This is a genomic window from Duganella sacchari (assembly GCF_900143065.1).
GTDB lineage: Bacteria > Pseudomonadota > Gammaproteobacteria > Burkholderiales > Burkholderiaceae_D > Rugamonas > Rugamonas sacchari.
Genome location: NZ_FRCX01000020.1, coordinates 1 through 25,737, shown reverse-complemented (window position 1 = coordinate 25,737; position 25,737 = coordinate 1). Strand labels below are relative to the sequence as shown.

22 protein-coding genes and 2 rRNA genes are annotated in these 25,737 nt (G+C 61.4%); 19 read left to right on the top strand and 5 right to left on the bottom strand.

All coding sequences use genetic code 11. The annotated features are described in order from the left end of the window. Window positions 1–35 precede the first annotated feature (35 nt). The 17 genes from BUA36_RS28230 (at window position 36) to BUA36_RS28150 (ending at window position 19,742) form a co-directional block, all read left to right on the top strand. Window positions 36–1,304, top strand: a complete 1,269-nt coding sequence (locus tag BUA36_RS28230; protein ID WP_072790295.1) for a M48 family metallopeptidase — start codon at window positions 36–38, stop codon at window positions 1,302–1,304. After that, window positions 1,301–2,203: a ribosome small subunit-dependent GTPase A gene (gene rsgA / locus BUA36_RS28225; protein ID WP_072790292.1), complete on the top strand. Its 903-nt coding sequence runs from the start codon at window positions 1,301–1,303 to the stop codon at window positions 2,201–2,203. Before BUA36_RS28230 ends, rsgA begins: the two co-directional genes overlap by 4 nt. Window positions 2,204–2,301: 98 nt before the next feature. Further along, window positions 2,302–5,133, top strand: a complete 2,832-nt coding sequence (locus BUA36_RS28220; RefSeq protein ID WP_072790282.1) for an ATP-binding protein — start codon at window positions 2,302–2,304, stop codon at window positions 5,131–5,133. A gap of 3 nt (window positions 5,134–5,136) precedes the next feature. Then, on the top strand, window positions 5,137–5,364 hold the full coding sequence (locus BUA36_RS28215) for a hypothetical protein (protein WP_072790279.1): 228 nt from the start codon (window positions 5,137–5,139) through the stop codon (window positions 5,362–5,364). Then, a complete protein-coding gene (locus BUA36_RS28210) occupies window positions 5,327–5,533 on the top strand; it encodes a hypothetical protein (protein ID WP_139260721.1) in 207 nt (68 codons plus the stop codon). The genes BUA36_RS28215 and BUA36_RS28210 overlap by 38 nt, the downstream gene beginning before the upstream one ends. Window positions 5,534–5,620: 87 nt before the next feature. Then, window positions 5,621–6,547 carry an ornithine carbamoyltransferase gene (gene argF, locus BUA36_RS28205; protein WP_072790273.1) on the top strand — a complete coding sequence of 309 codons (927 nt, stop codon included), beginning with the start codon at window positions 5,621–5,623 and terminating at the stop codon, window positions 6,545–6,547. A gap of 30 nt (window positions 6,548–6,577) precedes the next feature. After that, the gene (locus tag BUA36_RS28200; protein ID WP_072790269.1) at window positions 6,578–7,810 is read left to right on the top strand and encodes an argininosuccinate synthase; all 1,233 of its coding nucleotides are present in this window, start codon (window positions 6,578–6,580) and stop codon (window positions 7,808–7,810) included. Between the two features lie 93 nt (window positions 7,811–7,903). Further along, on the top strand, window positions 7,904–9,700 hold the full coding sequence (locus BUA36_RS28195) for a methyl-accepting chemotaxis protein (RefSeq protein ID WP_072790266.1): 1,797 nt from the start codon (window positions 7,904–7,906) through the stop codon (window positions 9,698–9,700). Between the two features lie 69 nt (window positions 9,701–9,769). Further along, window positions 9,770–11,587 carry a methyl-accepting chemotaxis protein gene (locus tag BUA36_RS28190; protein ID WP_072790262.1) on the top strand — a complete coding sequence of 606 codons (1,818 nt, stop codon included), beginning with the start codon at window positions 9,770–9,772 and terminating at the stop codon, window positions 11,585–11,587. Window positions 11,588–11,599: 12 nt separating this feature from the next. After that, window positions 11,600–12,058 carry a chemotaxis protein CheW gene (locus tag BUA36_RS28185; protein WP_072790258.1) on the top strand — a complete coding sequence of 153 codons (459 nt, stop codon included), beginning with the start codon at window positions 11,600–11,602 and terminating at the stop codon, window positions 12,056–12,058. After that, window positions 12,055–13,314: a CheR family methyltransferase gene (locus BUA36_RS28180; RefSeq protein ID WP_072790255.1), complete on the top strand. Its 1,260-nt coding sequence runs from the start codon at window positions 12,055–12,057 to the stop codon at window positions 13,312–13,314. Before BUA36_RS28185 ends, BUA36_RS28180 begins: the two co-directional genes overlap by 4 nt. A gap of 12 nt (window positions 13,315–13,326) precedes the next feature. Beyond that, window positions 13,327–14,010, top strand: coding sequence for a chemotaxis protein CheW (locus BUA36_RS28175; RefSeq protein ID WP_072790253.1), 684 nt, complete (start codon window positions 13,327–13,329; stop codon window positions 14,008–14,010). Further along, a complete protein-coding gene (locus BUA36_RS28170; RefSeq protein WP_072790250.1) occupies window positions 14,007–16,328 on the top strand; it encodes a hybrid sensor histidine kinase/response regulator in 2,322 nt (773 codons plus the stop codon). Before BUA36_RS28175 ends, BUA36_RS28170 begins: the two co-directional genes overlap by 4 nt. Next, window positions 16,325–17,368, top strand: a complete 1,044-nt coding sequence (cheB, locus tag BUA36_RS28165; protein WP_072790247.1) for a chemotaxis-specific protein-glutamate methyltransferase CheB — start codon at window positions 16,325–16,327, stop codon at window positions 17,366–17,368. The genes BUA36_RS28170 and cheB overlap by 4 nt, the downstream gene beginning before the upstream one ends. Before the next feature lie 15 nt (window positions 17,369–17,383). Further along, the gene (locus tag BUA36_RS28160) at window positions 17,384–18,448 is read left to right on the top strand and encodes a diguanylate cyclase (RefSeq protein WP_072790244.1); all 1,065 of its coding nucleotides are present in this window, start codon (window positions 17,384–17,386) and stop codon (window positions 18,446–18,448) included. After that, window positions 18,445–18,759 (top strand): pyrimidine/purine nucleoside phosphorylase, encoded by a 315-nt coding sequence (ppnP, locus tag BUA36_RS28155; protein WP_072790241.1) that lies wholly within the window; start codon window positions 18,445–18,447, stop codon window positions 18,757–18,759. Before BUA36_RS28160 ends, ppnP begins: the two co-directional genes overlap by 4 nt. 47 nt (window positions 18,760–18,806) lie before the next feature. Further along, window positions 18,807–19,742 carry a sensor domain-containing diguanylate cyclase gene (locus BUA36_RS28150; RefSeq protein ID WP_072790238.1) on the top strand — a complete coding sequence of 312 codons (936 nt, stop codon included), beginning with the start codon at window positions 18,807–18,809 and terminating at the stop codon, window positions 19,740–19,742. Here the strand turns inward: BUA36_RS28150 and murB are convergent. Continuing rightward, a complete protein-coding gene (gene murB / locus BUA36_RS28145) occupies window positions 19,739–20,758 on the bottom strand; it encodes a UDP-N-acetylmuramate dehydrogenase (RefSeq protein WP_072790235.1) in 1,020 nt (339 codons plus the stop codon). The genes BUA36_RS28150 and murB overlap by 4 nt on opposite strands. A 131-nt stretch (window positions 20,759–20,889) precedes the next feature. Between murB and BUA36_RS28140 the strand changes: the two genes are divergently transcribed. Then, window positions 20,890–21,375, top strand: a complete 486-nt coding sequence (locus tag BUA36_RS28140; protein ID WP_072790232.1) for a YajQ family cyclic di-GMP-binding protein — start codon at window positions 20,890–20,892, stop codon at window positions 21,373–21,375. A 141-nt stretch (window positions 21,376–21,516) separates the two neighbouring features. Continuing rightward, window positions 21,517–22,773: a nitronate monooxygenase gene (locus BUA36_RS28135; protein ID WP_072790229.1), complete on the top strand. Its 1,257-nt coding sequence runs from the start codon at window positions 21,517–21,519 to the stop codon at window positions 22,771–22,773. A 49-nt stretch (window positions 22,774–22,822) separates the two neighbouring features. Here BUA36_RS28135 and BUA36_RS28130 read toward each other — a convergent pair whose 3' ends face one another. The 4 genes from BUA36_RS28130 to BUA36_RS28115 all read right to left on the bottom strand — a co-directional run. Further along, entirely contained in the window at window positions 22,823–23,758 is a 936-nt protein-coding gene (locus tag BUA36_RS28130) for an exopolyphosphatase (RefSeq protein WP_072790226.1), read from the bottom strand. A gap of 139 nt (window positions 23,759–23,897) precedes the next feature. After that, window positions 23,898–25,277: a DUF4214 domain-containing protein gene (locus BUA36_RS28125; protein WP_084560390.1), complete on the bottom strand. Its 1,380-nt coding sequence runs from the start codon at window positions 25,275–25,277 to the stop codon at window positions 23,898–23,900. 127 nt (window positions 25,278–25,404) lie between these two features. Then, window positions 25,405–25,517 (bottom strand): 5S ribosomal RNA (gene rrf, locus BUA36_RS28120). Window positions 25,518–25,631: 114 nt separating this feature from the next. Continuing rightward, window positions 25,632–25,737 (bottom strand): 23S ribosomal RNA (locus BUA36_RS28115); the annotation flags it as partial.

The window sequence follows — 25,737 nt, the reverse complement described above, 5'->3', positions numbered from 1 at the left end:
TTAATCCGAATCTGCCATTTTCTCACAGGCACAGAATGTATTCACTCGCGTTTTCGATTTTGTTCGTATCTTTCATCATTTTGACGCTGCTGGTCCGCTTTTGGCTGGCCTCGCGCCATATCCGCCATGTGCTGGCCCATCGCAGCGCCGTCCCCGCGGAATTTGCAGAAAAGATACCGCTCGCCGCCCACCAGAAGGCCGCGGACTACACCATCGCGCGCACCAAGTACGGCCTGCTGACGCTGATGGTCAACACCTTGCTGCTGATCGGCTTTACGCTGCTGGGCGGCCTGCAGTGGCTGTCGGTACAGATCTTCAACCTCACCGGCCCCGGCATGGGCTACCAGTTGGCGCTGCTGGCAGCATTTGCCGCCATCTCGGGCCTGATCGACCTGCCGTTCGACTATTACAAGCAGTTCGGTCTGGAGCAGCATTTCGGTTTTAACAAGATGGGCAAAGGCCTGTTCTTCAAGGACCTGGCGATCTCGACCGCCATCGGCGCTGCGCTGGGCCTGCCGCTGGCGTGGGTGATTCTGACCCTGATGGCGCAAGCGGGCGACCTGTGGTGGATCTACGCCTGGCTGGTCTGGACCGGCTTCCAGCTGCTGATGATGGCGCTGGCGCCCAATCTGATCCTGCCGCTGTTTAACAAATTCACGCCGCTGGAAGACGAGGCGCTCAAAAGCCGCATTGAAGGCCTGGTGGCGCGCGTGGGCTTTGCCTCGCGCGGCCTGTTTGTGATGGACGGCTCCAAGCGCAGCGCGCATGGCAATGCCTACTTCTCCGGTTTTGGCGCAACCAAGCGCATCGTGTTCTTCGACACCCTGCTGGCGCGCCTGCAACCGCAGGAAATCGAAGCAGTGCTGGCGCACGAGCTGGGCCACTTCAAGCTCAAGCACATCATCAAGCGTCTGGCGATGATCTTTGCGCTGTCGCTGGCGTTCATGGCCATGCTGGGCTACCTCAAGGTGCAGCCCTGGTTTTACGACGGCCTCGGCATCAATCCGCTGACCCTGCCAGGCCAGGCCAACGACGCCATGGCGCTGCTGCTGTTCATGCTGGTGCTGCCGGTATTCACCTTCCTGTTCGCGCCGCTGGCGTCGATCGGCTCGCGCAAGCACGAGTTTGAAGCGGACGCCTTCGCCGCCAAATACACCGACGCGCGCGACCTGGTGTCGGCGCTGGTCAAAATGTACGAAGACAATGCCTCGACGCTGACGCCCGACCCGCTGCATTCGGCGTTTTATGACTCGCACCCGCCGGCCAGCGTCCGCATCCGTCAACTGAATCTGGCGGCACAATGAGCGAGAAACGTACCGCCACCATCATCGCCGCCCATGGCCGCCACTACCTGGCCGAGTCGGACGGTCTCAAGCTGCAATGCGTCACGCGTGGCAAAAAGACCAATGTTGCCGTGGGCGACATCGTCCACATCACACTGACCTCGGCCGACCAGGGCGTGATCGACAAGATCGAAGAGCGCAAAACCCTGCTGTACCGCTCCGACCAGTACAAGTCCAAGCTGCTGGCCGCCAATTTGACGCAGCTGTTCATCGTGGTCGCCACCGAACCCGGCTTTACCGACGACCTGGTGTCGCGCGCGCTGGTGGCGGCGGAAGCGGCCGGCATCAAGGCCCACCTGATCCTCAACAAGACTGACGTCGTCGCCGCGCTGCCACGCACGCGCGAACGCGTGGCGCCGTACGCGGCGCTGGGCTATCCGGTGCACGAAGTGTCGGCCACCGCCCAGCCGGAAGACACGATTGCCACGCTGCGCCCGCTGCTGGCGGGCCAGTCGTCGATCCTGATTGGCCAGTCGGGCATGGGCAAGTCCTCGCTGATCAACCTGCTGGTGCCGGAAGCGGATATCGCCACGCGCGAAATTTCCGCTGCGCTCGACACTGGCAAGCACACCACCACCTTCACCCGGCTGTACACGCTGCCGGACCTGGGACCGGAATCGGCCATCATCGATTCGCCGGGCTTCCAGGAGTTTGGTCTCTACCACCTGAGCGAGGGCATGCTGGAACGCGCCTTTGTCGAGTTTGAACCCTACCTCGGCCATTGCAAGTTCTACAACTGCCGTCACCTGATCGAACCGCAGTGCGCGGTACTGGCGGCCGTCGAGGAAGGCAAGATCGCCAAAATGCGCCACACTTTGTATGCACAGCTCTTGCATGAATCATCACAGACACTGTATTAAAAATAAGTTTTAGGGCTATAATGCCCTGAGGCAATTTCCGTGCGTTTCCATCAGCAGCCCAGCCCCAGCTGCGGCGCGCGGTACAAGGAAGGTATGTGATGGACATGTTTGCGCTGGATGACGCGTTGGCCGATTGGGAGGCAGCCCTGCCACCCTTGCGTGGTGCTGCGCGGCTGCCGATGCTACTGCCGCTGGCATGGCATCTGCGCCAGCGCGACACGCCGCGCGCGCTGGAGCTGGCCAGCGAAGGCATGGCGATGCTGCCCGCCGCCGGCCTTCCCGACGCCGATGCGCAGGCGATCGCCGCGCGCTTCCTGCTGGTGCAGGCGGAAGGCAACTGGCTGGCCGGCAAACTGGACGCCGCCGACGAACAGGCGGCTGATGCCTGTGCCACTTTCACCACACTCAACAACGCCATCGGCCGCGCCGACGCCCACTGGCTGCGCGCCTGGGTCGCCATCGACGGCGGCAACCATCTGCGCGCGGAAACCGAACTCGAATCCATGGCCGCCGCCTCGCGCGAAGCCGGCGACACCCAACGCTGCGCCATTGCCGATGCCGTCAACGCGCGCTGGAGCGTGCTGCATGACCTGCCCAGCGCGCAGCAGCGCTGGGCGCAACGCTTCAGCAAGGACGACGAAGCGCTGCAGACTGTCGCCAGCTGGGTCTACGATTACTACGGTCTGGCCGCCAGCCAGGCCAGCGATTTCGGCGGCGCCGCCGCGCACTACCTGCGCTGCTACGAAGCCGCGCTGGAAACCGGCCAGCTGCGCATGGCCATCACCGCCGCCATCAATATCGGCCTGGATTTCACGCTGCTCAACGACCACCACGCAGCGCTGGAATGGATGGAAAGCGCACTCGATCTGGCACGGCCTACCGGTTGGCCGCGCAGCATCGGCGCCTGTCTGATGCACACGGCCGACACCATGCGCCGCCTGGGCCGCCTGGAGGCGACCGGTGAGCTGCTGCAGGAAGCCTTGCAGATACTGACGCCGTTGTCGGGCGCGCGCAGCTACGCCACCGCCCTGCACTATCTCGGCGACCTGTCGCTCGACAAAGGCGACTACACCGCCGCGCTGGACGCCTTCCGCAAGCTGGAAGCACGCGGCGAGGCGCTGCGCCACGCCGACTTCCAGAGCGTGGCCCGGCGCGGCCAGGCGCACGCACTGTGCTTCCTCGACCGTCCACAGGAAGCGATGGCGATGGCCGAACAGGCGGCCTACCTCGCGCAGCAGCAGGCCGACCGCTACAACCAGGTGGCGGCACTGCGCGTGATGTCGCTGATCCATCTGCGCCACCAGTTGCCGACACCGCTCGGCATGACCGAACCTAACGCCACTCTGCACTTCCTGCACAAGGCGCTCGCGGTGGCGGGCCACATCAGCGGCTACACCTTGCCCGCCGATCTGCATGAAGCGCTGGCGCGCGAGTACGCGCAGATCGGCGACTACCAGAAAGCCTACGCATCGGCGCAGCAGGCGGCAGCGGCACGCGAGAAGACCCACAGCCAGGATGCCACCAACCGCGCCATCGCCATGCAGGTGCAGCACCAGACTGAAAACGCCCGTGCCGAAGGCCACCATCATCGCGAACTGGCGGCGTCGGAAGCGCGCCGCGTGCAGGTGCTGCAGCAGACCACGTCCACGCTGGAGCGCCTGTCGGCGATTGGCCAGGAGATCACCACCCACCTCGATGCCGACGCCGTGTTCAAGGCGCTGGACCGCCACGTGCAGGCGCTGTTGCCGGCCAATTCAATGGCGGTCTACATCTGCGACCCGGGCTGCGACACCATCAGCCGCGTGTTCGGCATGGAGAACGGCCAGCCGCTGGCCAACAACACCATTGAAATCGCCAACCCGCGCGCCAACGCCGCCCGCAGCCTGCGCGAACGCCAAGAGATTTACGTCGCTGATGCCGGCCCGGAAGACATCTTCCTCGCACCGGGCACGCAGCTCATGACCAGCGCCCTGTACGTGCCGCTGCTGGTGGGCGAACGAACGCTGGGCGTGATGACCGTGCAAAGCAGGCAGCGCAACGCCTACGGCGAACGCGAACGCTTGATCTTCCGTACACTGTGCGCTTACGGCGCCATCGCTTTGGATAATGCCGAAGCCTATCGCCAGTTGAAAGACGCGCAAACCCAGCTGGTCTCGCAGGAAAAGCTGGCCGCGCTGGGCGCGCTGATGGCGGGCGTGGCGCACGAACTCAATACGCCGATCGGCAACAGCCTGCTGATCGCCTCCACGCTCAAGCAAAAGACCGAGGAGCTGGAAGCGCAGATGAATGGTCCCGGCCTGAAACGTTCATCGCTGGCCACCTATCTGGAAGACGCGCGCAAGGCCCACGAGCTGGTGATGCGTGGCCTGAACAGCGCCGCCAACCTGGTCAACAGCTTCAAGCAGGTGGCGGTCGACCGCACCACGGAGCAGCGCCGCATGTTCAATCTGGCGCAGGTATCGCATGAAGTCATCGCGACCATGATGAACCGCATCCGCGGCTCGAATCACCGCATCGAGATCGAGGTGCCGGAAGCGATTTCGCTGGACAGCTATCCGGGGCCGTATGGCCAGGTCATCGCCAACTTCATCAACAACGCGTTGCTGCATGCGTTCACGCGTGAACGCAGCGGCAGCATGTGGCTGCGCGCGCAATCGCCGGTGGATGGCCGCGTAGTCGTGACCTTCCGCGACAATGGCGGCGGCATCGCGCCGGAACATATGTCGCGCATCTTCGACCCGTTCTTCACCACCAAGCTGGGGCAAGGCGGCAGCGGCCTGGGACTGTCGATCAGCTACAACATCATCACCTCGCTGATGGGCGGCCTGATTACGGTGCACAGTTCGCGCGACGGCACCACGTTCACGCTGGACTTGCCGCTGACCGCACCGGAACACAAGCAGTCCGCCACCACGCAGATCTACCACTGACCCATGCAGATACTGTGCATCCTGCCCGCCGGTGCGCCCGGCCACGCCGACCGCCGCCTGACCGACATCGGTTTCGGCCTGCTGAATTACTTTCTGATGACACGTAAGCCGGCGCTGGCGCGCTATCGCGCCATGGCCGCTTCGCCCGCCTTCAACGCGCCGCTGCCTTACGTACCGCACCTACCAAGAAACCGTGCGCGCAGAAGTGCGCCGCGCCCTGCACTGCCCTGAGGATTTCGACGACGGCCCGCTGCTCTCCAGGCGCGACAGCGAAGCACATCCCGAGCATGGTTTCATTGTCAAGGATGGCAACTACCTGCCCGGCCGCTGTCCCGGCGACCGCCACCGTCTCGCCAGCGTGTTTGTGCAGCACCTGCAGCGCACCGTGGCACCTGTATAGACAGCATAATCTGCGGCGATTAGCCCTATTCGCCGAATTGCCTTTATAATTGATCGGCTAAGCTTCAGCCATCTGTCAGTTGTCATTATGCCCATGCAAAAACCGATCAAGCATTACCTGCAGTTTTCCGACCTCTCGCTGGAAGAGTATGAATACGTGATTGAACGCGCGCATATCATCAAGCGCAAGTTCAAGAATTACGAGATCTACCACCCGATGATCGACCGCACCCTGGTCATGGTGTTCGACAAGAACTCGACCCGTACCCGCCTGTCCTTCGAGGCCGGCATGCACCAGTTGGGCGGCGCTGCTATCTATCTCAACACCCGCGACTCGCAACTGGGGCGCGGCGAACCGGTCGAAGACGCCGGCCAGGTCATGTCGCGCATGTGCGACATCATCATGGTGCGTACCTTTGGCCAGGACATTATCGAGCGTTTCGCCGCCAATTCGCGCGTGCCGGTGATTAATGGCCTGACCAATGAACATCACCCATGCCAGGTATTCGCCGACATCTTCACCTACATCGAACACCGTGGCTCGATCAGCGGCAAGACGGTGGCGTGGGTAGGTGACGCCAACAACATGCTGTACTCCTGGCTGCAGGCGGCCGAGGTATTCGGCTTCCACGTCAACGTCTCCACGCCGCACGGCTACGAGATGGACATGTCGCTGGTCTCCACCGACCGTTTCACCTTGTTCGCCAACCCATCGGACGCCTGCGAGGGCGCGCACCTGGTCAACACCGACGTCTGGACCAGCATGGGCTACGAAGAGGAAAACGCCGCCCGCCTGAAAGCCTTCGACGGCTGGATCGTGGACAGCACCAAGATGGCGCGCGCCGCGCCGGACGCCCTGTTCATGCACTGCCTGCCCGCGCACCGCGGCGAGGAAGTCTCGGCGGACGTCATCGACGGTCCGCAATCGGTGGTCTGGGACGAGGCGGAAAACCGCCTGCACATCCAGAAGGCGCTGATCGAATACCTGCTGCTCGGCCGTCTGGACGGCAAATAAAGAACACTTCACACACACTTTGGAACTAGCATGAGCGACATTAAAAAAGTAGTCCTCGCCTACTCGGGCGGCCTCGATACCTCGGTCATTCTCAAATGGCTGCAGGATAACTACCAATGCGAAATCGTCACCTTCACCGCCGACCTGGGTCAGGGTGAAGAGCTGGAACCTGCACGCGCCAAGGCGCTGAAGTTCGGCATCAAGCCAGAGAACATCTACATCGATGACGTGCGTGAAGAATTCGTCCGCGACTTCGTCTTCCCGATGTTCCGCGCCAACACCGTGTACGAAGGCGAATACCTGCTGGGCACCTCGATCGCGCGTCCGCTGATCGCCAAGCGCCTGATCGAAATTGCCAACCAAACCGGCGCCGACGCCATCTCGCACGGCGCCACCGGCAAGGGCAATGACCAGGTGCGTTTCGAACTGGGCGCCTACGCGCTGAAACCGGGCGTGAAAGTGATCGCGCCATGGCGTGAATGGGATCTGCTGTCGCGTGAAAAACTGCTCAAGTACGCGGAAGACGCCGGCATCGCCATCGACATGAAACACAAGAACGGCGGCGCGCCGTACTCGATGGACGCCAACCTGCTGCACATCTCGTTCGAAGGCCGTCACCTGGAAAACCCAAGCGCCGAAGCCGAAGAATCGATGTGGCGCTGGACCGTCAGCCCTGAGCAGGCGCCCAACGAAGCCGAATACCTGGACATCGAATACGAAAAAGGCGACATCGTTGCGCTGAACGGCGTGCGCCTGTCGCCAGCCGCGGTGCTGACCGAACTGAATCGCCTGGGCGGCAAGCATGGCATCGGCCGTCTGGACCTGGTGGAAAACCGCTACGTCGGCATGAAGTCGCGCGGCTGCTACGAAACCCCGGGCGGCACCATCATGCTGCGCGCGCACCGCGCCATCGAATCGATCACGCTGGACCGCGAAGTCGCCCACCTCAAGGACGACCTGATGCCACGCTACGCTTCGCTGATCTACAACGGCTACTGGTGGGCGCCAGAGCGCGTCGCGCTGCAAACCCTGATCGACCACACCCAGGCCACCGTCAACGGCTGGGTGCGCGTCAAGCTGTACAAGGGCAATGTGATCGTGGTGTCGCGCGACTCCAAGACCGACTCCCTGTTTGATATGAACATCGCCACCTTCGATGAAGACGGCGGCGCCTACAACCAGGCCGACGCCGGCGGCTTCATCAAACTGAATGCGCTGCGCATGCGGATCGCCGCCAACGCACGCCTGAAGCGCGGCCAGTAATCCACGCTCCGCTTCACCGCATCAATGGCCGCTCGCTGAGCGGCCATTTTTTTGATACATTGCTTCCACGCCCTGATCGAGAGTGGAGCAACCATGCTTAAGAACCTCAGTATCAAGAAAAAACTCGCCACGGGATTTGGCGCCATCGTTGCCATCATCGTCATCCTGCTGGCCATGGCTTACAACAACTTCACCAGGCTTTCCACCGCCAGCGGGTGGGACCGGCATACGCTGGAAGTGCTGCTGGAGGCGAACCAGATCGAAACCGCCATCGTCCAGATCCAGAGCTCCACGCGCGGCTTCCTGCTGACCGGCGATGAAAACATCGCCAGCCAGATCGCCGCAGAAGAGGAGACCATGCGCCACCATCTGGCCGAAGTCACGCGGCTCACGTCGGACAACCCCAACCAGCAAGCGCGCCTCAAGCGCCTGACGCCCTTCCTCAACAACTGGCTCGACAAGGTCGTCAATCCGCAGCTGGAAAAACGCCGTGCCGGTGCGGCGCAAGGCGCCACCGCTGCCGATGTGCTGAACGGCACCCGCACCATCAGCGAAGCGCGGCGCATAATCAAGGAAATCACCGACGAGGAGGACCGCCTGCTGGCGGAACGCAGCCGTACCTCCACCAACCTGTCGGACGCCATGCTGCTGCTGCTGGTGCTGGGCGGCGGCGTCTGCATCGTGCTGGCGCTCATCATTGGCGCCATCCTGCTGCAGGCGCTGGGCGGACCAATTAGCCAGCTGGCCGCAGTGGTCGAGCGCATCGCGCACGGCGAGCAAGGCGCACGCGTGGAAGTCAGTTCGCGCGATGAACTGGGCCAGGTGTCCATCGCCTTCAATCAGATGGCGCAATCGATCCAGGACAGCCTGGAGAAGGAACTGGCCGTCTCCGGTCTGCTCAAGTCCAAGGTCGATTCGCTGCTGGGGGTGGTCAGCAGGGCCGCATCTGGCGACCTGACCGGCAAGATCGAAGTGCGCGGCGACGATGCGATTGGCCAGCTGGCCGATGGGCTGGAACGCATGTTCGACAATCTGCGCACCCTGCTCAACGCGGTACAGCAGGCTGGCATCCAGGTCACCACCTCCGCCACGGAAATCGCGGCGTCGGCCAAGCAGCAGGAGGCCACCGGCGTTGAGCAAGCCCAGACCAGCGTTGAAATCCTCAGCACCACCAAGGAAATCTCGGCCAACATCACGGAGCTGGTCAGGACCATGGAGGAAGCCACCTCGGTGGCCGACTACACCACCCACGCCACTGCCGATGCCCAGGGCAACCTCAAACGCATGGACGGCACCATGCAGACCATGGTCACCGCCACCGACTCGATTAACGCCAAACTGGCGGCCTTGTCGGAAAAAGCTAGCAACATCAACAGCGTTCTGATTACAATTACCAAAGTGGCCGACCAGACCAACATCCTGTCGCTGAATGCCGCCATCGAAGCCGAGAAGGCTGGCGAGGCGGGACGCGGCTTCTCCGTCGTCGCCACAGAAATCCGCAGGCTGGCAGACCAAACCTCCGTCTCCACCTGGGACATCGAACAGATGCTCAAGGAAATGCAGTCCGCCGTCTCCGCCAGCGTGATGGGCATGGACAAATTCTCCGAAGAGATACGCCGCAGCGTCGGCGAAGTGCGCCAGGTGACCAATCAACTGTCCGGCGTCATGGACCAGGTGCAGAAACTGGCCCCACAGTTCGATCTCGTCCTGCAGGGCATGCAGTCCCAAGCCATCGGCGCTGCCCAGATCAATGAAACCATGATGCAGTTGAACGACGCCACCCAGCAAACCGTGGAATCGCTGAAATCGACCAGTGAAGCGGTTCACCAGTTGCAGTATGCGGCGGGCGGGCTACAAAGCAGCGTTGCCACCTTTGCGGTAGCTAGCTGAAAACCATAAAAATGGCCGGTATGGGACAATGCCGCGTGCAAGCGCGCCCCCGCCAGTCCTGGAGAAAAAATGTTTAACGACTTGAGCATCAAAAAGAAGCTGTACCTGAGTTTTAGCGCCATTCTCGCCATCATCCTGGTGTTACTAGCGATCGCCTACAACCGCTTTATGAGCCTGTCGGAGGCGAATGCGTGGGACCGCCACACCATGGATGTGATCCAGGCCATCGACGTGCTGCGCAACGATCTGCTACAAGTGCAGGTGGAAGCACGCGGCTACTACCTGACCGGGAACGCGGCGCGCCTGGAACGCACCCGCAAGGAGATGACCGATCTGCCTGCCTCCATCAGCGCGCTGCAAAAACTGACGGCCGATAATCCGGCCCAGGTCACGCGCTTCAAGAAACTGGACGAGATGATCCAGACCTGGAGTGCGGAAGTCATCGAGACGCAAATCAAGATGCGCCAGGAACTGGGCGACAAGCCCGGCGCCGCTGACGCCATGGGCCGCACGCCGCAACTGTCGGGGGCCACGTCATCCGTCATCGGCGCCATCTACAAATACATGGACGACGCGGCGGCCGAAGAACAGCGCCTGCTGGCCGACCGCAGCAAGGCTTCTGAGCGTCTGCAGGAGACCATGCGGATGATACTCACCGGCGGTGGAATGGTGTGCGTGGCGCTGTCGCTGGGGATCGCCTGGCTGCTGGTGCGTTCGCTGCTGGCGCCACTCAACAATCTGACGCACGCCGTGCATAAAATCGCCGCTGGCGACCAGTCGGCGCGCGCGCTAGTGCTGTCGGGCGATGAGCTGGGGGATGTCACGACCGAATTCAATCGCATGGCGCAGTCGATCCAGGACAGCCTGGCCAATGAACTGGCCGCCACCAACCTGCTCAAGTCCAAGGTGGACTCCTTGCTGGGCGTGGTCTCCAAGGCGGCGTCGGGCGACTTGACCGGCAAGATCGAAGTGCAAGGCGACGACGCCATCGGCAAGCTGGCCAATGGCCTGGACCGCATGTTTGAAAACCTGCGCGCGCTGCTGAACAATGTGCAGAAGGCCGGGATTCAGGTGACCACCTCGGCCACCGAAATCGCCGCCTCCGCCAAGCAGCAGGAAGCCACCGGCATCGAGCAGGCGCAGACCAGCGTCGAGATCCTCAGCACCACCAAGGAAATCTCGGCCAACACCTCGCAGCTGCTCAAGACCATGGAAGAAGCCACCGCTGTCGCCGACTACACCACCAGCGCCACGGCCGACGCCCAGAACAATCTGCGCCGCATGGACAGCACCATGCAGCATATGGTGTCCGCTACCGATTCGATCAACGCCAAGCTGGCGGCGCTGTCGGAGAAAGCATCCAACATCAATAGCGTGCTGACCACCATCACCAAGGTGGCCGACCAGACCAACATCCTGTCGCTGAATGCCGCCATCGAAGCCGAGAAGGCTGGCGAGGCGGGACGCGGCTTTTCGGTGGTGGCGACGGAAATCCGCCGCCTGGCCGACCAGACCTCGGTCTCCACCTGGGACATCGAGCAGATGCTGAAAGAGATGCAGTCCGCCGTTTCCGCCAGCGTGATGGGCATGGACAAATTCTCCGAAGAGATACGCCGCAGCGTCGGCGAAGTACGCCAGGTGACGGACCAGCTGTCCGGCGTGATGGACCAGGTGCAGAAACTGGCGCCACAGTTCGACGTGGTCCTGCAAGGCATGCAGTCGCAGGCGGTCGGTGCGGAGCAGATCACCGCCACCATGATGCAACTGAACGACGCCACCCAGCAGACGGTGGAATCGCTCAAGGCCACCAGCGAAGCGGTGCACCAGCTGCAATACGCGGCGGGCGACCTGCAAACCAGCGTCGCCAACTTCGCGGTGGCGGTGTAAGGCGGAGCGGCCATGAAACTACTCGTCTTCCACATCGGCGCCGATCGTTATGGCTTGCGCCTGCGGGATGTGGTGCGCGTGCTGCCGCTGCTGGAACTCAAGCAGCTGCCGCTGGCGCCCGATCCCGTGGCGGGACTGATGGACCTGCACGGCGCCTCGGTGCCGGTGATCGACCTGTGTCGCGCGGCGGGCATGCCCAGCGGCGAAGACCACTTCGACACGCGCATCATCGTCACGGACTATGTGACACCGGAAGGTACGCACCATCCACTGGGCCTGCGCGCCGAACGCGTCCTGGGCGTACAGGACGTGCGCGACGACCAGCTGGCCGACAGCGGCGTGCAAGCCGCGTCCTTCCTCGGCAAGGTGGCCAGCGACCAGCAAGGCATGCTGCAACTGGTCGAACTGGAACAGCTGCTGCCAGCCGGACTGCGCGCCCTGCTGTTCCAGACGGCGGACAGCGCATCATGACGCCGGCCCAAACCATGCTGCGCGCCGCGACGGGACTGAATCTGTCCAAGTCGATCGTCGAGCGCGCGATCAAGAACCGCATGGAGCAGACTGCCGCCAAGGACCACGACGACTATCTCAGGCAGATGACGCCGGAGGAGATGACCGCGCTGGTGGAACTGGTGGTGGTGCCGGAGTCGTGGTTTTACCGCGACCCGCAAGCCTTCGTCGCCATGACGGACTTCGCGCGCGCGCGCCTGGCCGCCAATAACGACCGCCTGGTCCGCATCCTGTCGATTCCTTGCGCAGGCGGCGAAGAACCCTACACCATCGCCATGGTGCTGACGGACGCCGGCATCCCGCCGGAGAACTTCATGGTGGACGCGTTCGACATCAGTCCCACCTGCGTGGCGCGTGCCAAGAGCGGCATTTACGGACGCAACGCCTTCCGCGCGCAGGACCTGGCATTCCGCGACCTGCACTTCACCAGCGCCGGCGACGGCGACTACCGCGTCAACGACGAGATCCGCAAGCAGGTGCGCTTCAAGCAGGGCAATCTGCTGGAGTTCGACCTGAGTACGCGCGCCGGCTATTACGACGTAGTCTTCTGCCGCAACCTGCTGATCTACTTCGATAAGCCGACCACCAAGGCTGCGATCGAAAAACTGTCGGCGCTGCTGATGGACGACGGCCAGCTGTTTGCCGGCTACGCCGAGGTGCCCTCCTTCTGCCAGCACGGCTTTTCGCCGCTGTCGCACAATCAGGCTTTTGGCCTGCAAAAGGAAACCGCCGCACCACGCAAATCGCTGCACACCACGCGCACGCCCGCCAAGCCGCCAGCGCCCAAGGCCACCCGCAGCATCGCATCGCCGCCCTCACTGCCGCCGTCCGCGCCAGCGCCGCGTCCACGCGTTGCCGCGCCTGCGGCGGTCAAGCCGGCTACCGCACCGCCCGCAGTTGCCGCCAACCTGCTGGCCGAGGCGCGCCGTCTGGCCGACCTGGGCGACATCAAGGCGGCGGAGACGCGCTGCCGCGACCATCTCGCGCTCCATCCGGAATCGGCCGAGGCCTACTTCATCCTCGGCCTGCTGAATGAGCTGACCAACAAGCCCAAGATGGCGGAAGACTACTGGAAGCGCTGCATCTACCTGCAGCCCGACCACTACGAAGCGCTGTGCCATCTGGCCTTGCTGGCCGAAGCCAATAACGACGCCAGCGGCGCCGCTGCGCTCAAGGCGCGCGCCGCCCGCATCTACAAACGCCAGCAGGCATCCTAAAGGCGATCCGACATGAGCACCATCATCTCCCCCATTCCCATCGGCGTCCAGGACTGCTGGAACCGCATCGGCGTCAATGGCGACCAGAGTTGCGAACGGCTGGCGCAGCACGTCCACTGCCGCAACTGCGACGTCTATGCGGCCGCCGCGCAGCAAAACCTGCAACGCACCGTCAGCGACGACTACAAAAAAGAATGGGCCGCCCACTTCCGCCAGGTGGCGACGGACAACCAGCAGCAGGATGCGTCCTGCCTGGTGTTCCGTGTTGGCCGTGAATGGCTGTCGCTGCCGACCCGCATGTTCGTCTCGGTCGCGCCCATCGCCAAGCCGCACCGCCTGCCGCACCGCAGCTCGCGCGGCTTAAGCGGCATCGTCAACGTCGGCGGCACGCTGTATCCCTGCATGTCGCTGGCCGATCTGCTGGGCATCGATGACAGCGAGGGCGAAGCGGCAACCCATCGCCATACCTTCGCCAGGCTATTGCTGACGCAATGGGAGGATCAGGCGTACGCGCTGCCGGTCGCCGATCTGCATGGCCTGCTGCGCTACGCCAGCAGCCAAATGCAGGCTCCTGCGGCCACCATCAACAAAGGCCTGTCGCGCTTCCTGACTGGCGTGATTACGCATGACGACATGCGTATCGGCGTGCTGGACGAAACGCTGATCGGCTACCAACTCGCGAGAACCTTACGATGAGCCAGGATAACAACGGAGACCTGAGCCAGTTCTCCATGCTGGACCTGTTCCGCATGGAGGCCGACAGCCAGACGCAAATCCTGACCGATGGCCTGCTGGCTATGGAGCGCCTGAAGGATGACGCCAGCGCCGTCGAGTCGATGATGCGCGCCGCGCACTCGATCAAGGGCGCCGCCGCCATCGTCGGGCTGGAAGTGGTGGTGCAGCTCGCGCACGGCATGGAAGATGCATTCATCGCCGCGCAAAACGGCAAGCTGGCGCTGACGCCAAACCGCGTCGACGTCCTGCTGGCGGGCGTGGATCTGATCCTGCAGCTCTCGCGCCTGCAGGACAGCCAGGTCGACGCCTGGCTGGGCGCCAACGGGGAGCAGATCAAGCGCACCATGCATGCAATCACCACCATCGCTTTCCTGCCGGAGCCGGTGCCGCTGGTCCCGCCACCGCCGCCGCCCGCCGTGGCGCAGCCACCCGCTGCAAAGGCCGCGCCCGAATTCCCGATAGGCGAACTGCCGATCGCACCACCGCCGCCCGCGCCTGCCGCCGGCGCCGCCGAAGAAGCACCCGCCGCTGCTGCGCGCCATCCCGCGCCGATGAAGCACGCGCAGAACTTCGACAAGCTGCTGTCGCTGGCCAGCGAGTCGCGCATCAACGCACACCAGATGCATCCGTTCATCCAGAACCTGCAGCGCTTCAAGCGCAATCAAAGCAGCCTGTTTGCGGTGATCGAACAACTGCACGAAGCCATCTCCAACAGCACCGACGCCAGCCTCAAGGAAAAGTCGCTGCTGGCGCTGCAAAAGACCCACCCGCTCAAACAGTTCGTGCTGGAGCACATCGCCGATATCGAAGCCTACGAACGCCGCCTGCTCGGCGTCTCGCAAAGCATGGTGGACGAAGTGCTGACCATGCGTATGCGCCAGTTCCGCGACGGCGTGCAGCACTTCCCGCGCATGGTGCGCGATCTGGCGCGTAGTCTCGGCAAGGACGTGCAGCTGCAAATCATCGGCGAGGACACGCTGGTCGACCGTGACATCCTGGCCAAGATCGAAAGCCCGCTGAACCACATGCTGCGCAACGCCATCGACCATGGCATGGACCCGGCGGCCGACCGCATCGCCGTCGGCAAACCTGGCACCGGCACCATCGTGCTCGAAGCCAAGCACCGCGCCGGCATGCTGAGTATCGAAATCAGCGACGACGGCAAAGGCGTGAATCTTGAAAAAATCCGCGCCCGCGTTATCGAGCGCAAGATGGCGCCGGCGCAGATGGCCAGTTCCATGTCCGGCGCGGAGCTGTTGGAGTTCCTGTTCCTGCCGGCGTTCAGCCTGAAGGAAGGCATCACCGAGATTTCCGGCCGCGGCGTCGGCCTGGACATCGTCCACGAAACCATCCGCTCGCAAAACGGCACGGTGCGCATCGAGTCGGAACTGGGCGTCGGCTTCCACACCTACATCACGCTGCCGCTGACGCAATCCATCGTGCGCGCGCTGGTGGTGGACGTCAAGGGCGAGGCCTACGCTGTGCCTATCGTGCAGGTGGAGCGCGTACTCAAGGTGCCGCAATCGACCATCCACACGCTGGAGAACAAACAGTTCTTCGATTTCGGCGGCGAGCATCTGGGGCTGGTCTCGGCGGCGCAGGTGCTGGAGCTGGGCGCCACCGAAGCAGGCAGCGCCGAACTGGCCGTGGTGGTCATCGGCACCGGCGCGCGCCGCTATGCGCTGGTGGTCGATGCCATCAGCGGGGAACAAAGCCTGGCGGTGCAAGCCATCGATCCGGTGTTCGGCAAGATGCGCGACATCTCGGCAGCGGCGCTGCTGGACGATGGCGAGCCCGTGCTGATCCTCGATGTGCCGGACCTGCTGCTGTCCATCGACAAACTGCTGCACGAAGGCGGCCTGCATCAACTGGCCAAGTCCGACGCCGCCGAACGCCGCAAGACCAAGCGCGTGCTGGTGGTGGACGATTCGCTCACGGTGCGCGAGATGGAGCGCAAGCTGCTGCTCGCTCGCGGCTATCTTGTCGACATTGCCATTGACGGCATCGACGGCTGGAATGTGGTGCGCAGCGGCGACTATGACTTGGTCATCACCGACGTCGATATGCCACGCATGGACGGTATCGAATTGGTTACATTAATTAAAAAAGATATACACCTGCACAAGCTGCCAGTCATGATAGTCTCTTACAAAGATCGGCCTGAAGACCGGGCACGCGGCCTGTCGGCCGGCGCCGATTACTACCTGACCAAGGGCAGCTTCCACGACGAGACGCTGCTGGATGCGGTCAATGACCTGATTGGAGACGCCCACCGATGAAAATTGCCATCGCCAACGATGTCGCCATGGCAGCCGAAGCGCTGCGGCGCGTGGTCGCCAGCACCGCCGAACACCAGGTGCTATGGATCGCCCGCACCGGCGCCGAGGCGGTACGCATGTCGGCCGAAAAGCGCCCCGACCTGATCCTGATGGATCTGAACATGCCGGAGCTGGATGGCGTGGAAGCCACGCGCCAGATCATGGAGCAAAGCCCGTGCGCCATCCTGGTGGTGACGGGGCGGCCGCAGGATAACGTCAACCAGGTATTCCGCGCACTGGGCGCCGGCGCGCTGGACGTCACGGCCACGCCGGTGCTGCAAGGCCAGCCAGGCGGTGATGCCGAGCTGCTCGCAAAAATACGCACCATGGACAAGCTGATACGCCACAGTGGCGGCAGCCAGGCCATGCTGCCGCGCAGCGCGATCGGCAATGGCAATGGCGGGCATGCCGAGCATGAAGCCGAAAAGGTCACGGCGCTGCTGGCGATAGGCGCGTCCACCGGCGGCCCGGTGGCGGTCTCCAAAATGCTGGCCGGCTGGAAGCCGCCGCGCGGTTGCGCCATCGTGGTGGTGCAGCATATCGACGAACATTTTGCCGACAACTTCGCGCGCTGGCTGGGCGAACAGCTGGATATGCCGGTGCGCGCTGCCGAGGAAGGCGACGAACTGGTGGCCGGCACGGTGCTTATCGCCAAGAGCAACGATCATCTCACGCTGGATCAAAACCTACGCTTGCGTTACGATAGTCACCCAAAGGACTACGCCTACCGGCCGTCGGTGGACGTGTTCTTTCACTGCGTAGCGCAACACTGGAAGGGCGAGGCGATCGGCGTGCTGTTGACCGGCATGGGCCGCGATGGCGCAGAAGGCTTGCTGTCCATGCGCCGTGCCGGCCAGACCACCATCGCCCAGGACCAGGCCAGCAGCGCAGTGTATGGCATGCCGCGTGCAGCCGCGGAGCTGGATGCGGCGCAGATGGTTTTACCGCTGGCGAAGATAGGCCCGGTCTTGCGTGGCACCTTGGGCAGTCGTAGCCAATAACCGAAGAGAATCCTGATGTCCGAAGCATTAGTATCAGCAGCAGATCAAGAACCGGTCCTCACGACCTTTAAAGTGCGCGTGCTGCTGGTAGACGACCAGCTCATCATCGTCGAAGCCGTGCGGCGCATGCTAAGCGACCAGCCGGATATCGAATTCCATTACGTGACCGACGCCACCAAATCGCTGGAGACGGCGCTGCAATTGCAGCCGACCGTGATCCTGCAGGATCTGGTGATGCCGACCATCGACGGCTTTGGCCAGATCGTTCAATACCGCGCGGAAGAAGGCCTGCGCCATGTGCCGGTGATCGTCCTCTCGGCCAAGGAAGATCCGAAACTCAAGGCGCACAGCTTTTCCACCGGCGCCAACGACTACATGGTCAAGCTGCCGGACAAGCTGGAACTGCTGGCGCGCGTGCGTTATCACTCGGGCGCGCACATCAGCCGCCTGCAGCGCGACCAGGCCTTCCGCTTCCTGCGCGAGAGCCAGAAGCAGCTGGCCGACGCCAACATCGAACTGCAAAAACTGGCCGCACTCGATGGCCTGACCGGCATCGCCAACCGCCGCCGCTTCGACGACACCATGCACATCGAATGGCAGCGCGGCCAGCGCGACAAGAAGCCGTTGACGCTGCTGCTGTGCGACGTCGATTTCTTCAAACTGTATAACGACAGCTTTGGCCATCTGGCAGGTGACTTGTGCCTGAAGAAGGTCGCCGCTGTCCTCACTGAACACCTGAAGCGCCCGGCCGACCTGGCCGCGCGCTACGGCGGCGAGGAATTCGCCATTATCCTGCCGGAGACACCACTGACTGGGGCCATGATCGTGGCCGAGTCGTGCCGCCGCCACCTGGAGCAGCTCGCGATTGAAAATCCGCAGGCAAGCACCGAGTTTTCATGCGTGACCATGTCGATCGGCGTGGCCAGCGTGGTGCCCTCGCCTGCGTCCAGCATCGACGAGCTGATCCAGCAAGCCGACCGGGCCTTGTATGCGGCCAAGAACGCCGGCCGTAACCGCGTCGTGCACGCGGACGAGCCGCCCGGCCCCACTCCATCGAACCAAGGAAACGCAGCAGCATGAGTACTCAAATCGATCAAGTCAGCGTCGTCAAAAAATCCAATATCTACTTTGACGGCAAGTGCGTGTCGCACACGGTCATCCTCGCCGATGGCAGCAAGAAAACCGTCGGCGTCATCTTCCCCTCCAGCCTGACCTTCAATACCGGCGCGCCGGAAATCATGGAAGTGGTGGGCGGCGTCTGCAAGGTGCGCCTGGATGGCGCCAGCGACTGGCACACTTATTCCGCGGGACAGGAGTTCAAGGTAGCGGGCAACAGCAAATTCGATATCGAAACGGTGGAAACCCTCGATTACGTTTGCCACTTCGGCTGAACAAGGACTACACTAAAAGCAGACCAGGGTCTGCTTTTTTTACGACTATGACTACCATACCTGCAAACAAACTGTTGGCCATCATCGAAGCCCAGGTGCACCTGGTCGGCCTGGGGAATGACCTCAGCGCGGTCATGGACACGGCGTCCGCCAAGGCGGTTGAGCTGACCGATGCCGATGGCGCCGTGGTGGAGCTGCTGGAAGAGGATTCCATCGTCTACCGTTCCGCCAGCGGCCTCGCCGAAGCGCAGCTGGGGTTGCGCATGCCGGTGGCGAACAGCCTGTCCGGCCGCGTGCTCACCAGCCGCACGGCCGCGCTGTGCACCGACAGCGAAATCGATGACCGCGTCAACCGCGACGCCTGCCGCAAGGTCGGCCTGCGCGCCATGGTCATCGTGCCCCTGATCGCCGATGATGAAGCGGTCGCCGTCATGAAGCTGGTGTGGAAGGAGCCGCGCGAATTCAATCAGAACGAGGCGGAGATCGCCCAGCTGCTGGCGAATATGACGGCCATGCTGATGCAGCGCGCCACCCGCGAAGGCCCGAATGTGCTCAAGCAGCGGATGACGCTGGACGAAGCCACCGGCACCGCCAACCGCTCCTTCTTCTACGAGCAGCTGCAGGCCAAGCTGACCAGTGCGCAAAACGGCCATGCCCATCTGGGCGTGGCGGTGGTCCGCATCGACGGCATCGAGAAACTGCCGGATGCACTGGCCGATATCTCGCGCCGCATCGAGCGCGAATGCCGTCCGGGCGATCTGGTGGCGCGCATCGGCCACGATGAATTCGGCGTGATCCTCAACATGGCTTCGCGCCGCTCGATCGTCACCAGCCAGCTGCATCGCATCAGTCTTTCGGTGACAGGCGAGTCCCTGCCCGGCCTCAGCGACGCCGCACTGCGCCAGGCCTGCCACACCGGCAGTTCGCTGTATCCGGAAGATGCCCGCACTGCGATTGAGCTGGTACAGGCGGCGCGGCCTTAAATAAACACCGGCTCCGGCTCCAGCAGCACGCCGTAGCGGGCCTGCACGTCGGCCTGAATCGCCCTGGCCAGCGCCACCACCTCGGCGCCGGTGGCGCCGCCGTTATTCACCAGCACCAGCGCCTGCTTTGGATAGACGCCTGCCGCACCGAGGTGCTTGCCCTTCCAACCGCATTGATCGATAAGCCAGCCGGCGGCCAGCTTCTCCGTGCCATCCGCTTGCGCGTGGTGCACCAGGTTCGGGAAGCGCTCCAGCAGCGCGGCGCACTGCGCGCCCGGCACCACGGGATTCTTGAAGAAGCTGCCGGCGTTGCCGATCACGGCCGGATCGGGCAGCTTGCGGCGGCGTATCGCGATCACCGCATCGGCCACCTGCTGCGGCGTCGGCGCAGCGCCCAGGCCCGGCTCGTTGGCCAGTTCCGCATAGCGCAGATTCGGCTGCCACTGCCTGGGTAACGCAAACGTCACATCCAGGATAATCAGCGTGCGGCCTTCGTGCTTGAACACGCTGTCGCGGTAGCCGAAGCGGCATGTGGCCGCGTCCATCACACGCGTTTCCGCCGTGGCTGGATCGAATACGGTCACGCTGTGGAATACGTCTTTAATTTCCAGTCCATACGCGCCGATATTTTGAATCGGCGCCGCGCCCACCGTGCCGGGAATCAGCGACAGATTTTCTAATCCACCCATGCCTTGCGCCAATGTCCATTGCACAAACTGGTGCCAGTTTTCACCGGCCGCTGCGCGCACAAAATGATATTGCGCATCGCCGCCAATAATCTCTTTCCCTTCCAGCGCAATGTGCAACACCAGGCCATCAAAATCACGCGTCAATAGTACATTGCTGCCGCCGCCTAAAATCAGCTTCGGCAAAGAAACCCAGGCGCCATCAGCATAAACGCCGAGCAGTTGCTCTTTTTTTGTGACACGCAAATAGGCGTGGGCAGCGGCGGCAATGCCAAAGGTATTCAGAAATTGCAGGGGAAACTGATATTGAATGGAAGATGATGCGGACATATGGGAAATAACCAATAAATTTAGTCGATTATAGAGCGAAACAAGCAAAAAACCAGTGCCGATATGGGCGCGAAATGCAGGTTGTCCGTTAAAATGGCAGTCTTTGATGCAGCAAGATAAAGGAAATAGTTATGCCGTCGTTTGATGTAGTTTTGGAAGCCGATATGATCGAAGTAAAGAATGCCGTTGAGCAATCTCAAAAAGAGATCGCCACGCGCTTTGACTTCAAGGGTACCGGCGCCGCCGTCGAACAAAAGGACCGCGAGCTGACTGTCACCGCTGATTCCGACTTCCAGTTGCAGCAGGTGCGTGACGTGCTGACCAACAAACTGGCCAAGCGCAAAGTGGACGTGCGCTTCCTCGAAGATGGCGACATCAAGAAAATCGGCGGCGACAAGGTGCGCCAGGTCATCAAGGTCAAGAACGGCATCGAGTCCGAAGACGCCAAGAAGATCGTGCGCGTCATCAAGGACAGCAAGATGAAGGTGCAGGCAGCCATCCAGGGCGAATCGGTGCGCGTCACCGGCGCCAAGCGCGACGATCTGCAGGCCGCCATGGCGCTGCTGCGCAAGGATGTGACCGACCTGCCGCTGGAATTCAATAACTTCCGCGACTGATCCCCCGCCTGCGCGCGCGGCAGGCCACGCGCTGTCGCGCCGTCACAAAGCTGTAGTACACATGGAGTAGAATGAATCGGAGCCTCCGTGTATGCGTACTACCGCGCGACCGCATTTAACCTCGGTAGTCTAAGGATAGCAATGAAACGTGTTGATGATTTCCGCCTGCGATTTGGCAATGAAGAGTACGTGCCCATCATGATCGGCGGAATGGGTGTCGATATTTCGACCTCTGAACTGGCGCTGGAAGCAGCCCGCCTGGGCGGTATCGGCCACATTTCCGATGCCATGGTGGAAGACGTGTCCGACCGCAAGTTCGACACCAGCTTCGTGAAAGACAAAACCAAGCTCTACAAGCACAACATCAACAACATGGACAAGTCCATGGTGCAGTTCGACCTGGAGCGCCTGGCACAGGCGCAGCGCCTGCACATCGGCAAGACCATGGAGCAGAAGCAGGGCCCGGGCCTGATCTTCGTGAACTGCATGGAAAAGCTGACCATGAACGGCCCGCGTGAAACCCTGCGCACGCGCCTGAACGCGGCGCTGGATGCCGGCATTGACGGCATCACGCTGTCGGCCGGCCTGCACTTTGGTTCGTTCGCGCTGATGGCCGACCATCCACGCTTCCGCGAAGCCAAGCTGGGCATCATCGTGTCGTCGGTGCGCGCGCTGCAGATCTTCCTGCGCAAGAACGCCAAGCTGAACCGTCTGCCGGACTACATCATTGTCGAAGGTCCGCTGGCCGGCGGCCACCTGGGCTTTGGCCTCGAGGACTGGAAAGACTACGACCTGATGACGATTACCAAGGAACTGCTGGCGTATCTGAAGCAAGAGAAGCTGGAGATTCCACTCATCGCTGCGGGCGGCATCTTCACCGGTTCCGACGCCGTGAACTTCCTGGAAGCGGGCGCGGCTGGCGTGCAGGTGGCGACACGCTTTACCGTCACCAAGGAATGCGGCCTGCCGGACAAGGTCAAGCAGGAATACTTCAAGGCACAGGAAGACGACATCATCGTCAATGGCGTGTCGCCGACCGGCTACCCGATGCGTATGCTGAAGAACACGCCGGCGATCGGCGCCGGCATCCGTCCAGGCTGCGAATCGTACGGCTATCTGCTGGATGCAACCGGCAACTGCGCCTACATCAACTCGTACAACCGTGAAGTGGCGGCCCATCCGAATGACAAGAACATCTCGGTGATGGACAAGACCTGCCTGTGCACCCACATGCGCAACTTCAACTGCTGGACCTGCGGCCACTACACCTACAAGCTCAAGGACACCACGTTCAGGAAACCAGACGGCGAGTACCAGCTGCTGAGCGCGGAACACGTGTTCAAGGACTACCAGTTCAGCACGGACAATCAGATAGCTATGCCTGAAAAAGAGTTCTAATCAGTCTTGACAGCATAAAAAAAACGGCGCCCTGGGCGCCGTTGTTCATTTATCCGTCTTTGTTGATCCGGTGGATCAAGGCGCCAAGCACATCTTCCGCCATCTCGTTCTCCACCTGGCAGGTGCCCGCATTCTCGTGGCCGCCGCCGCCATACTCCAGCATCAATGCGCCGATATTGGTCTTCGAGGTCCGGTTCAGAATCGACTTGCCGGTCGCGAACACCGTGTTCTGGTTCTTCAGCCCCCACAGCACGTGGATCGAGATATTCGTCTGCGGGAACAGCGCATAGACCACGAAACGGTTGCCGGCAAAGATGATCTCTTCATTGCGCAAGTCCAGCACCAGCAGGTTCTGGTGCACCGTGGCGCAGCGCCGGATCTGGTCCTTGCATTTCTCGGCGTGCTCGAAGTACAGGTCCTTGCGTTCACGTACGTCCGGCAGCTCCATGATCTGTGCGATCGTGTGGTTCTTGCAGTAATCGATCAGGTCCATCATGAGGTTGTAGTTCGAGATGCGGAACTCGCGGAAGCGCCCCAGGCCGGTGCGCGCGTCCATCAGGAAGTTCAGCAAATCCCAGCCCTCCGGATGCAGCACTTCCTGCTCGTTGAAGCGGGCCGCATCGCCCTTGTCCACCGCAGCCATCATGTCATCCCACGACGCCGGGAAGGCTTTCAGGCCACCATAGTAGTCATACACCACGCGCGCTGCGGACGGCGCCTCAGGGTGAATAATGTGATTCTGGCGCTCACCCGTGTTACGGATGGTCTCGGAGAGGTGATGGTCGAAAGCGATATGCGCCCCCGCGACATAAGGCAGATTGGTCGTGATATCACGGCCGGTAATCGTAATTTTCCCATCCTGCATGTCCTTGGGATGAACGAACAGGATTTCGTCGATGAGATCCAGATGTTTTAACAGTACTGCGCAAACCAGGCCATCAAAGTCGCTACGGGTCACCAGGCGATATTTCTTCTCTTCCGACATGAATGCACCTCTAGGAGTTGGTCACTTCGAGCACTAATAATACAACCCATTTTTGCAATTGACCAAAAAAAGTCCGCTCGCCCGACTCGGCGTCGCGCGAACGGCACTCAGAACGGCAACAAACCCGTTCGCCCCTGGCTTATTCAGCAGGTTCGGAAGACCATAGTCCAAGCGTTCCCGCATGCTGTGTGACAAACACATAAACCATCGTGCTGGTATTCACTTTTGGCAGCCGGTATGCGCGCAGCATCAGCCCTTTCCCATCACTTGGGTCGGTAAGGTTTTTGCCCGCCAACGCGGCGCTGACCTGAGCAGCGGTGTAGCTGGTTCTGCCATCGGCTCCATACAGGAACAGGTTGCCGGCACCGTCAAACTCCAGACGCTGCTGCGATCCTTGCTGCGTGCAATTTTCAAAGTGGGAACCGGTGACAATACCGGCCAGATCTATTGCACTGATGACCGGCGTCGCCTGGCTAGGTATCAGCACATCGCTGGCCGGCTTGTCTGCCGTGCCTTGACACAACATTGCAATGTCCGGTATCGCATAACCGACAAATTTAGGTGAGTCATGAAAACGCGCCGCCATGATGATCATCGCCACACTGTTGCTCACCGGCGCCGTGTAGTTCCAGATATCCGTGCTGAGATTGCGAGTCCAGCTAACGCTCTGAGGCGTAGCACCAAAAACCACGGTGCCTGCAGACGGCGTGATCGGCACCGCACGTTCCGAGTAGAGATACTTGGCGCCATAGGCAATTGAATCTTCCTGATTGCTGTATCCATAGTAGCGACGAACAGCAGTGACAGCGCCGCCAATCAAACCGAGAGAATCTACATAATTGCGCACCTTGTCCTGGTAACTGGCGATATCGGTGTGGGCGTCAACTGCATCGATAAGCTGTACCGCCCGCTCGTCGTTGCCCCAGTATGAGGACTGCAGAATCAGACCGCCTTCATCCAGCAAAGTATACAGTTTGTGAAGTACCGCCAGCTTGTTGGTAGCAGCCAGCGCATCATCGTTCTGACCACACAAACTCAGCAATAATGCAAGTTGAGGCCGGGTTAGCTGGCCACTCTTCAGAAAGCCGGCCCAGTAGGCAGCGCCTGCGGCCTCAGCGTTACGGCCAAAAACACGGCGGTAGACGGAGTTAACAAAAGTATTGTCATTACCCAGGAAGTTCAGTTGCACGTCTTGCCGGTTGAATATCTCATCCAGCGCTTGCTTGACCGCGTCATTGTGGGGATAGGCGGTCAGCCACTCCAGTGCAGACACGGGCAAACCTTGTTTCTGAAATGCCTGCGACAATCTTTCCATGTCCGCCACCGCAGGCGGGAGACCGGAATAAACGAGGAAAATCTGTTCAATCAGAGGGCGATACTCGCTTGCATCATGTTGCGCGGGAACTGGCGCATGCATTGCCATCCTCTGTGCCGATGGCGCACTACTGTTTTCGCCGCCACAGGAGGCCAGCAATAAAGGGAGCAGAGCTACTGCCACGGTATTCAGGGTAATTTTCATGCCAAATAGAAATTAAAAATAAAATAATTATATATTTAATGCAATTCTTTGAACATAAAAACTATCGCGTAAACGCAAAAAAGCCCCAACCAGTTTTTAACCGGAAGGGGCTTTTTCTATATAACTAGCTTGACGATAACCTACTTTCACACTGGTTGCAGCACTATCATCGGCGCAGAGTCATTTCACGGTCCTGTTCGGGATGGGAAGGGGTGGGACTGACTTGCTATGGTCATCAAGCTTTGACTTGTATGCTCTGCAGCCACGTGGTGGGCTGCACAGCGAATCTGGGAGAAGTAAAGTTTTGGGGTAGCACTCACCATCTTAGTAAATGCGTATAACCGGCAAGGTTATAGGGACAAGCCGTACGGGCAATTAGTATCAGTTAGCTTAATGCATTACTGCACTTCCACACCTGACCTATCAACGTCCTGGTCTCGAACGACCCTTCAAAGAGCTC

Coding starts and splice junctions, on each gene's coding strand:
- BUA36_RS28230 (WP_072790295.1), top strand. CDS start 36: ATGTATTCACTCGCGTTTTCGATTTTGTTCGTATCTTTCATCATTTTG.
- rsgA (WP_072790292.1), top strand. CDS start 1,301: ATGAGCGAGAAACGTACCGCCACCATCATCGCCGCCCATGGCCGCCAC.
- BUA36_RS28220 (WP_072790282.1), top strand. CDS start 2,302: ATGGACATGTTTGCGCTGGATGACGCGTTGGCCGATTGGGAGGCAGCC.
- BUA36_RS28215 (WP_072790279.1), top strand. CDS start 5,137: ATGCAGATACTGTGCATCCTGCCCGCCGGTGCGCCCGGCCACGCCGAC.
- argF (WP_072790273.1), top strand. CDS start 5,621: ATGCCCATGCAAAAACCGATCAAGCATTACCTGCAGTTTTCCGACCTC.
- BUA36_RS28200 (WP_072790269.1), top strand. CDS start 6,578: ATGAGCGACATTAAAAAAGTAGTCCTCGCCTACTCGGGCGGCCTCGAT.
- BUA36_RS28195 (WP_072790266.1), top strand. CDS start 7,904: ATGCTTAAGAACCTCAGTATCAAGAAAAAACTCGCCACGGGATTTGGC.
- BUA36_RS28190 (WP_072790262.1), top strand. CDS start 9,770: ATGTTTAACGACTTGAGCATCAAAAAGAAGCTGTACCTGAGTTTTAGC.
- BUA36_RS28185 (WP_072790258.1), top strand. CDS start 11,600: ATGAAACTACTCGTCTTCCACATCGGCGCCGATCGTTATGGCTTGCGC.
- BUA36_RS28180 (WP_072790255.1), top strand. CDS start 12,055: ATGACGCCGGCCCAAACCATGCTGCGCGCCGCGACGGGACTGAATCTG.
- BUA36_RS28175 (WP_072790253.1), top strand. CDS start 13,327: ATGAGCACCATCATCTCCCCCATTCCCATCGGCGTCCAGGACTGCTGG.
- BUA36_RS28170 (WP_072790250.1), top strand. CDS start 14,007: ATGAGCCAGGATAACAACGGAGACCTGAGCCAGTTCTCCATGCTGGAC.
- cheB (WP_072790247.1), top strand. CDS start 16,325: ATGAAAATTGCCATCGCCAACGATGTCGCCATGGCAGCCGAAGCGCTG.
- BUA36_RS28160 (WP_072790244.1), top strand. CDS start 17,384: ATGTCCGAAGCATTAGTATCAGCAGCAGATCAAGAACCGGTCCTCACG.
- ppnP (WP_072790241.1), top strand. CDS start 18,445: ATGAGTACTCAAATCGATCAAGTCAGCGTCGTCAAAAAATCCAATATC.
- BUA36_RS28150 (WP_072790238.1), top strand. CDS start 18,807: ATGACTACCATACCTGCAAACAAACTGTTGGCCATCATCGAAGCCCAG.
- murB (WP_072790235.1), bottom strand. CDS start 20,758: ATGTCCGCATCATCTTCCATTCAATATCAGTTTCCCCTGCAATTTCTG.
- BUA36_RS28140 (WP_072790232.1), top strand. CDS start 20,890: ATGCCGTCGTTTGATGTAGTTTTGGAAGCCGATATGATCGAAGTAAAG.
- BUA36_RS28135 (WP_072790229.1), top strand. CDS start 21,517: ATGAAACGTGTTGATGATTTCCGCCTGCGATTTGGCAATGAAGAGTAC.
- BUA36_RS28130 (WP_072790226.1), bottom strand. CDS start 23,758: ATGTCGGAAGAGAAGAAATATCGCCTGGTGACCCGTAGCGACTTTGAT.
- BUA36_RS28125 (WP_084560390.1), bottom strand. CDS start 25,277: ATGAAAATTACCCTGAATACCGTGGCAGTAGCTCTGCTCCCTTTATTG.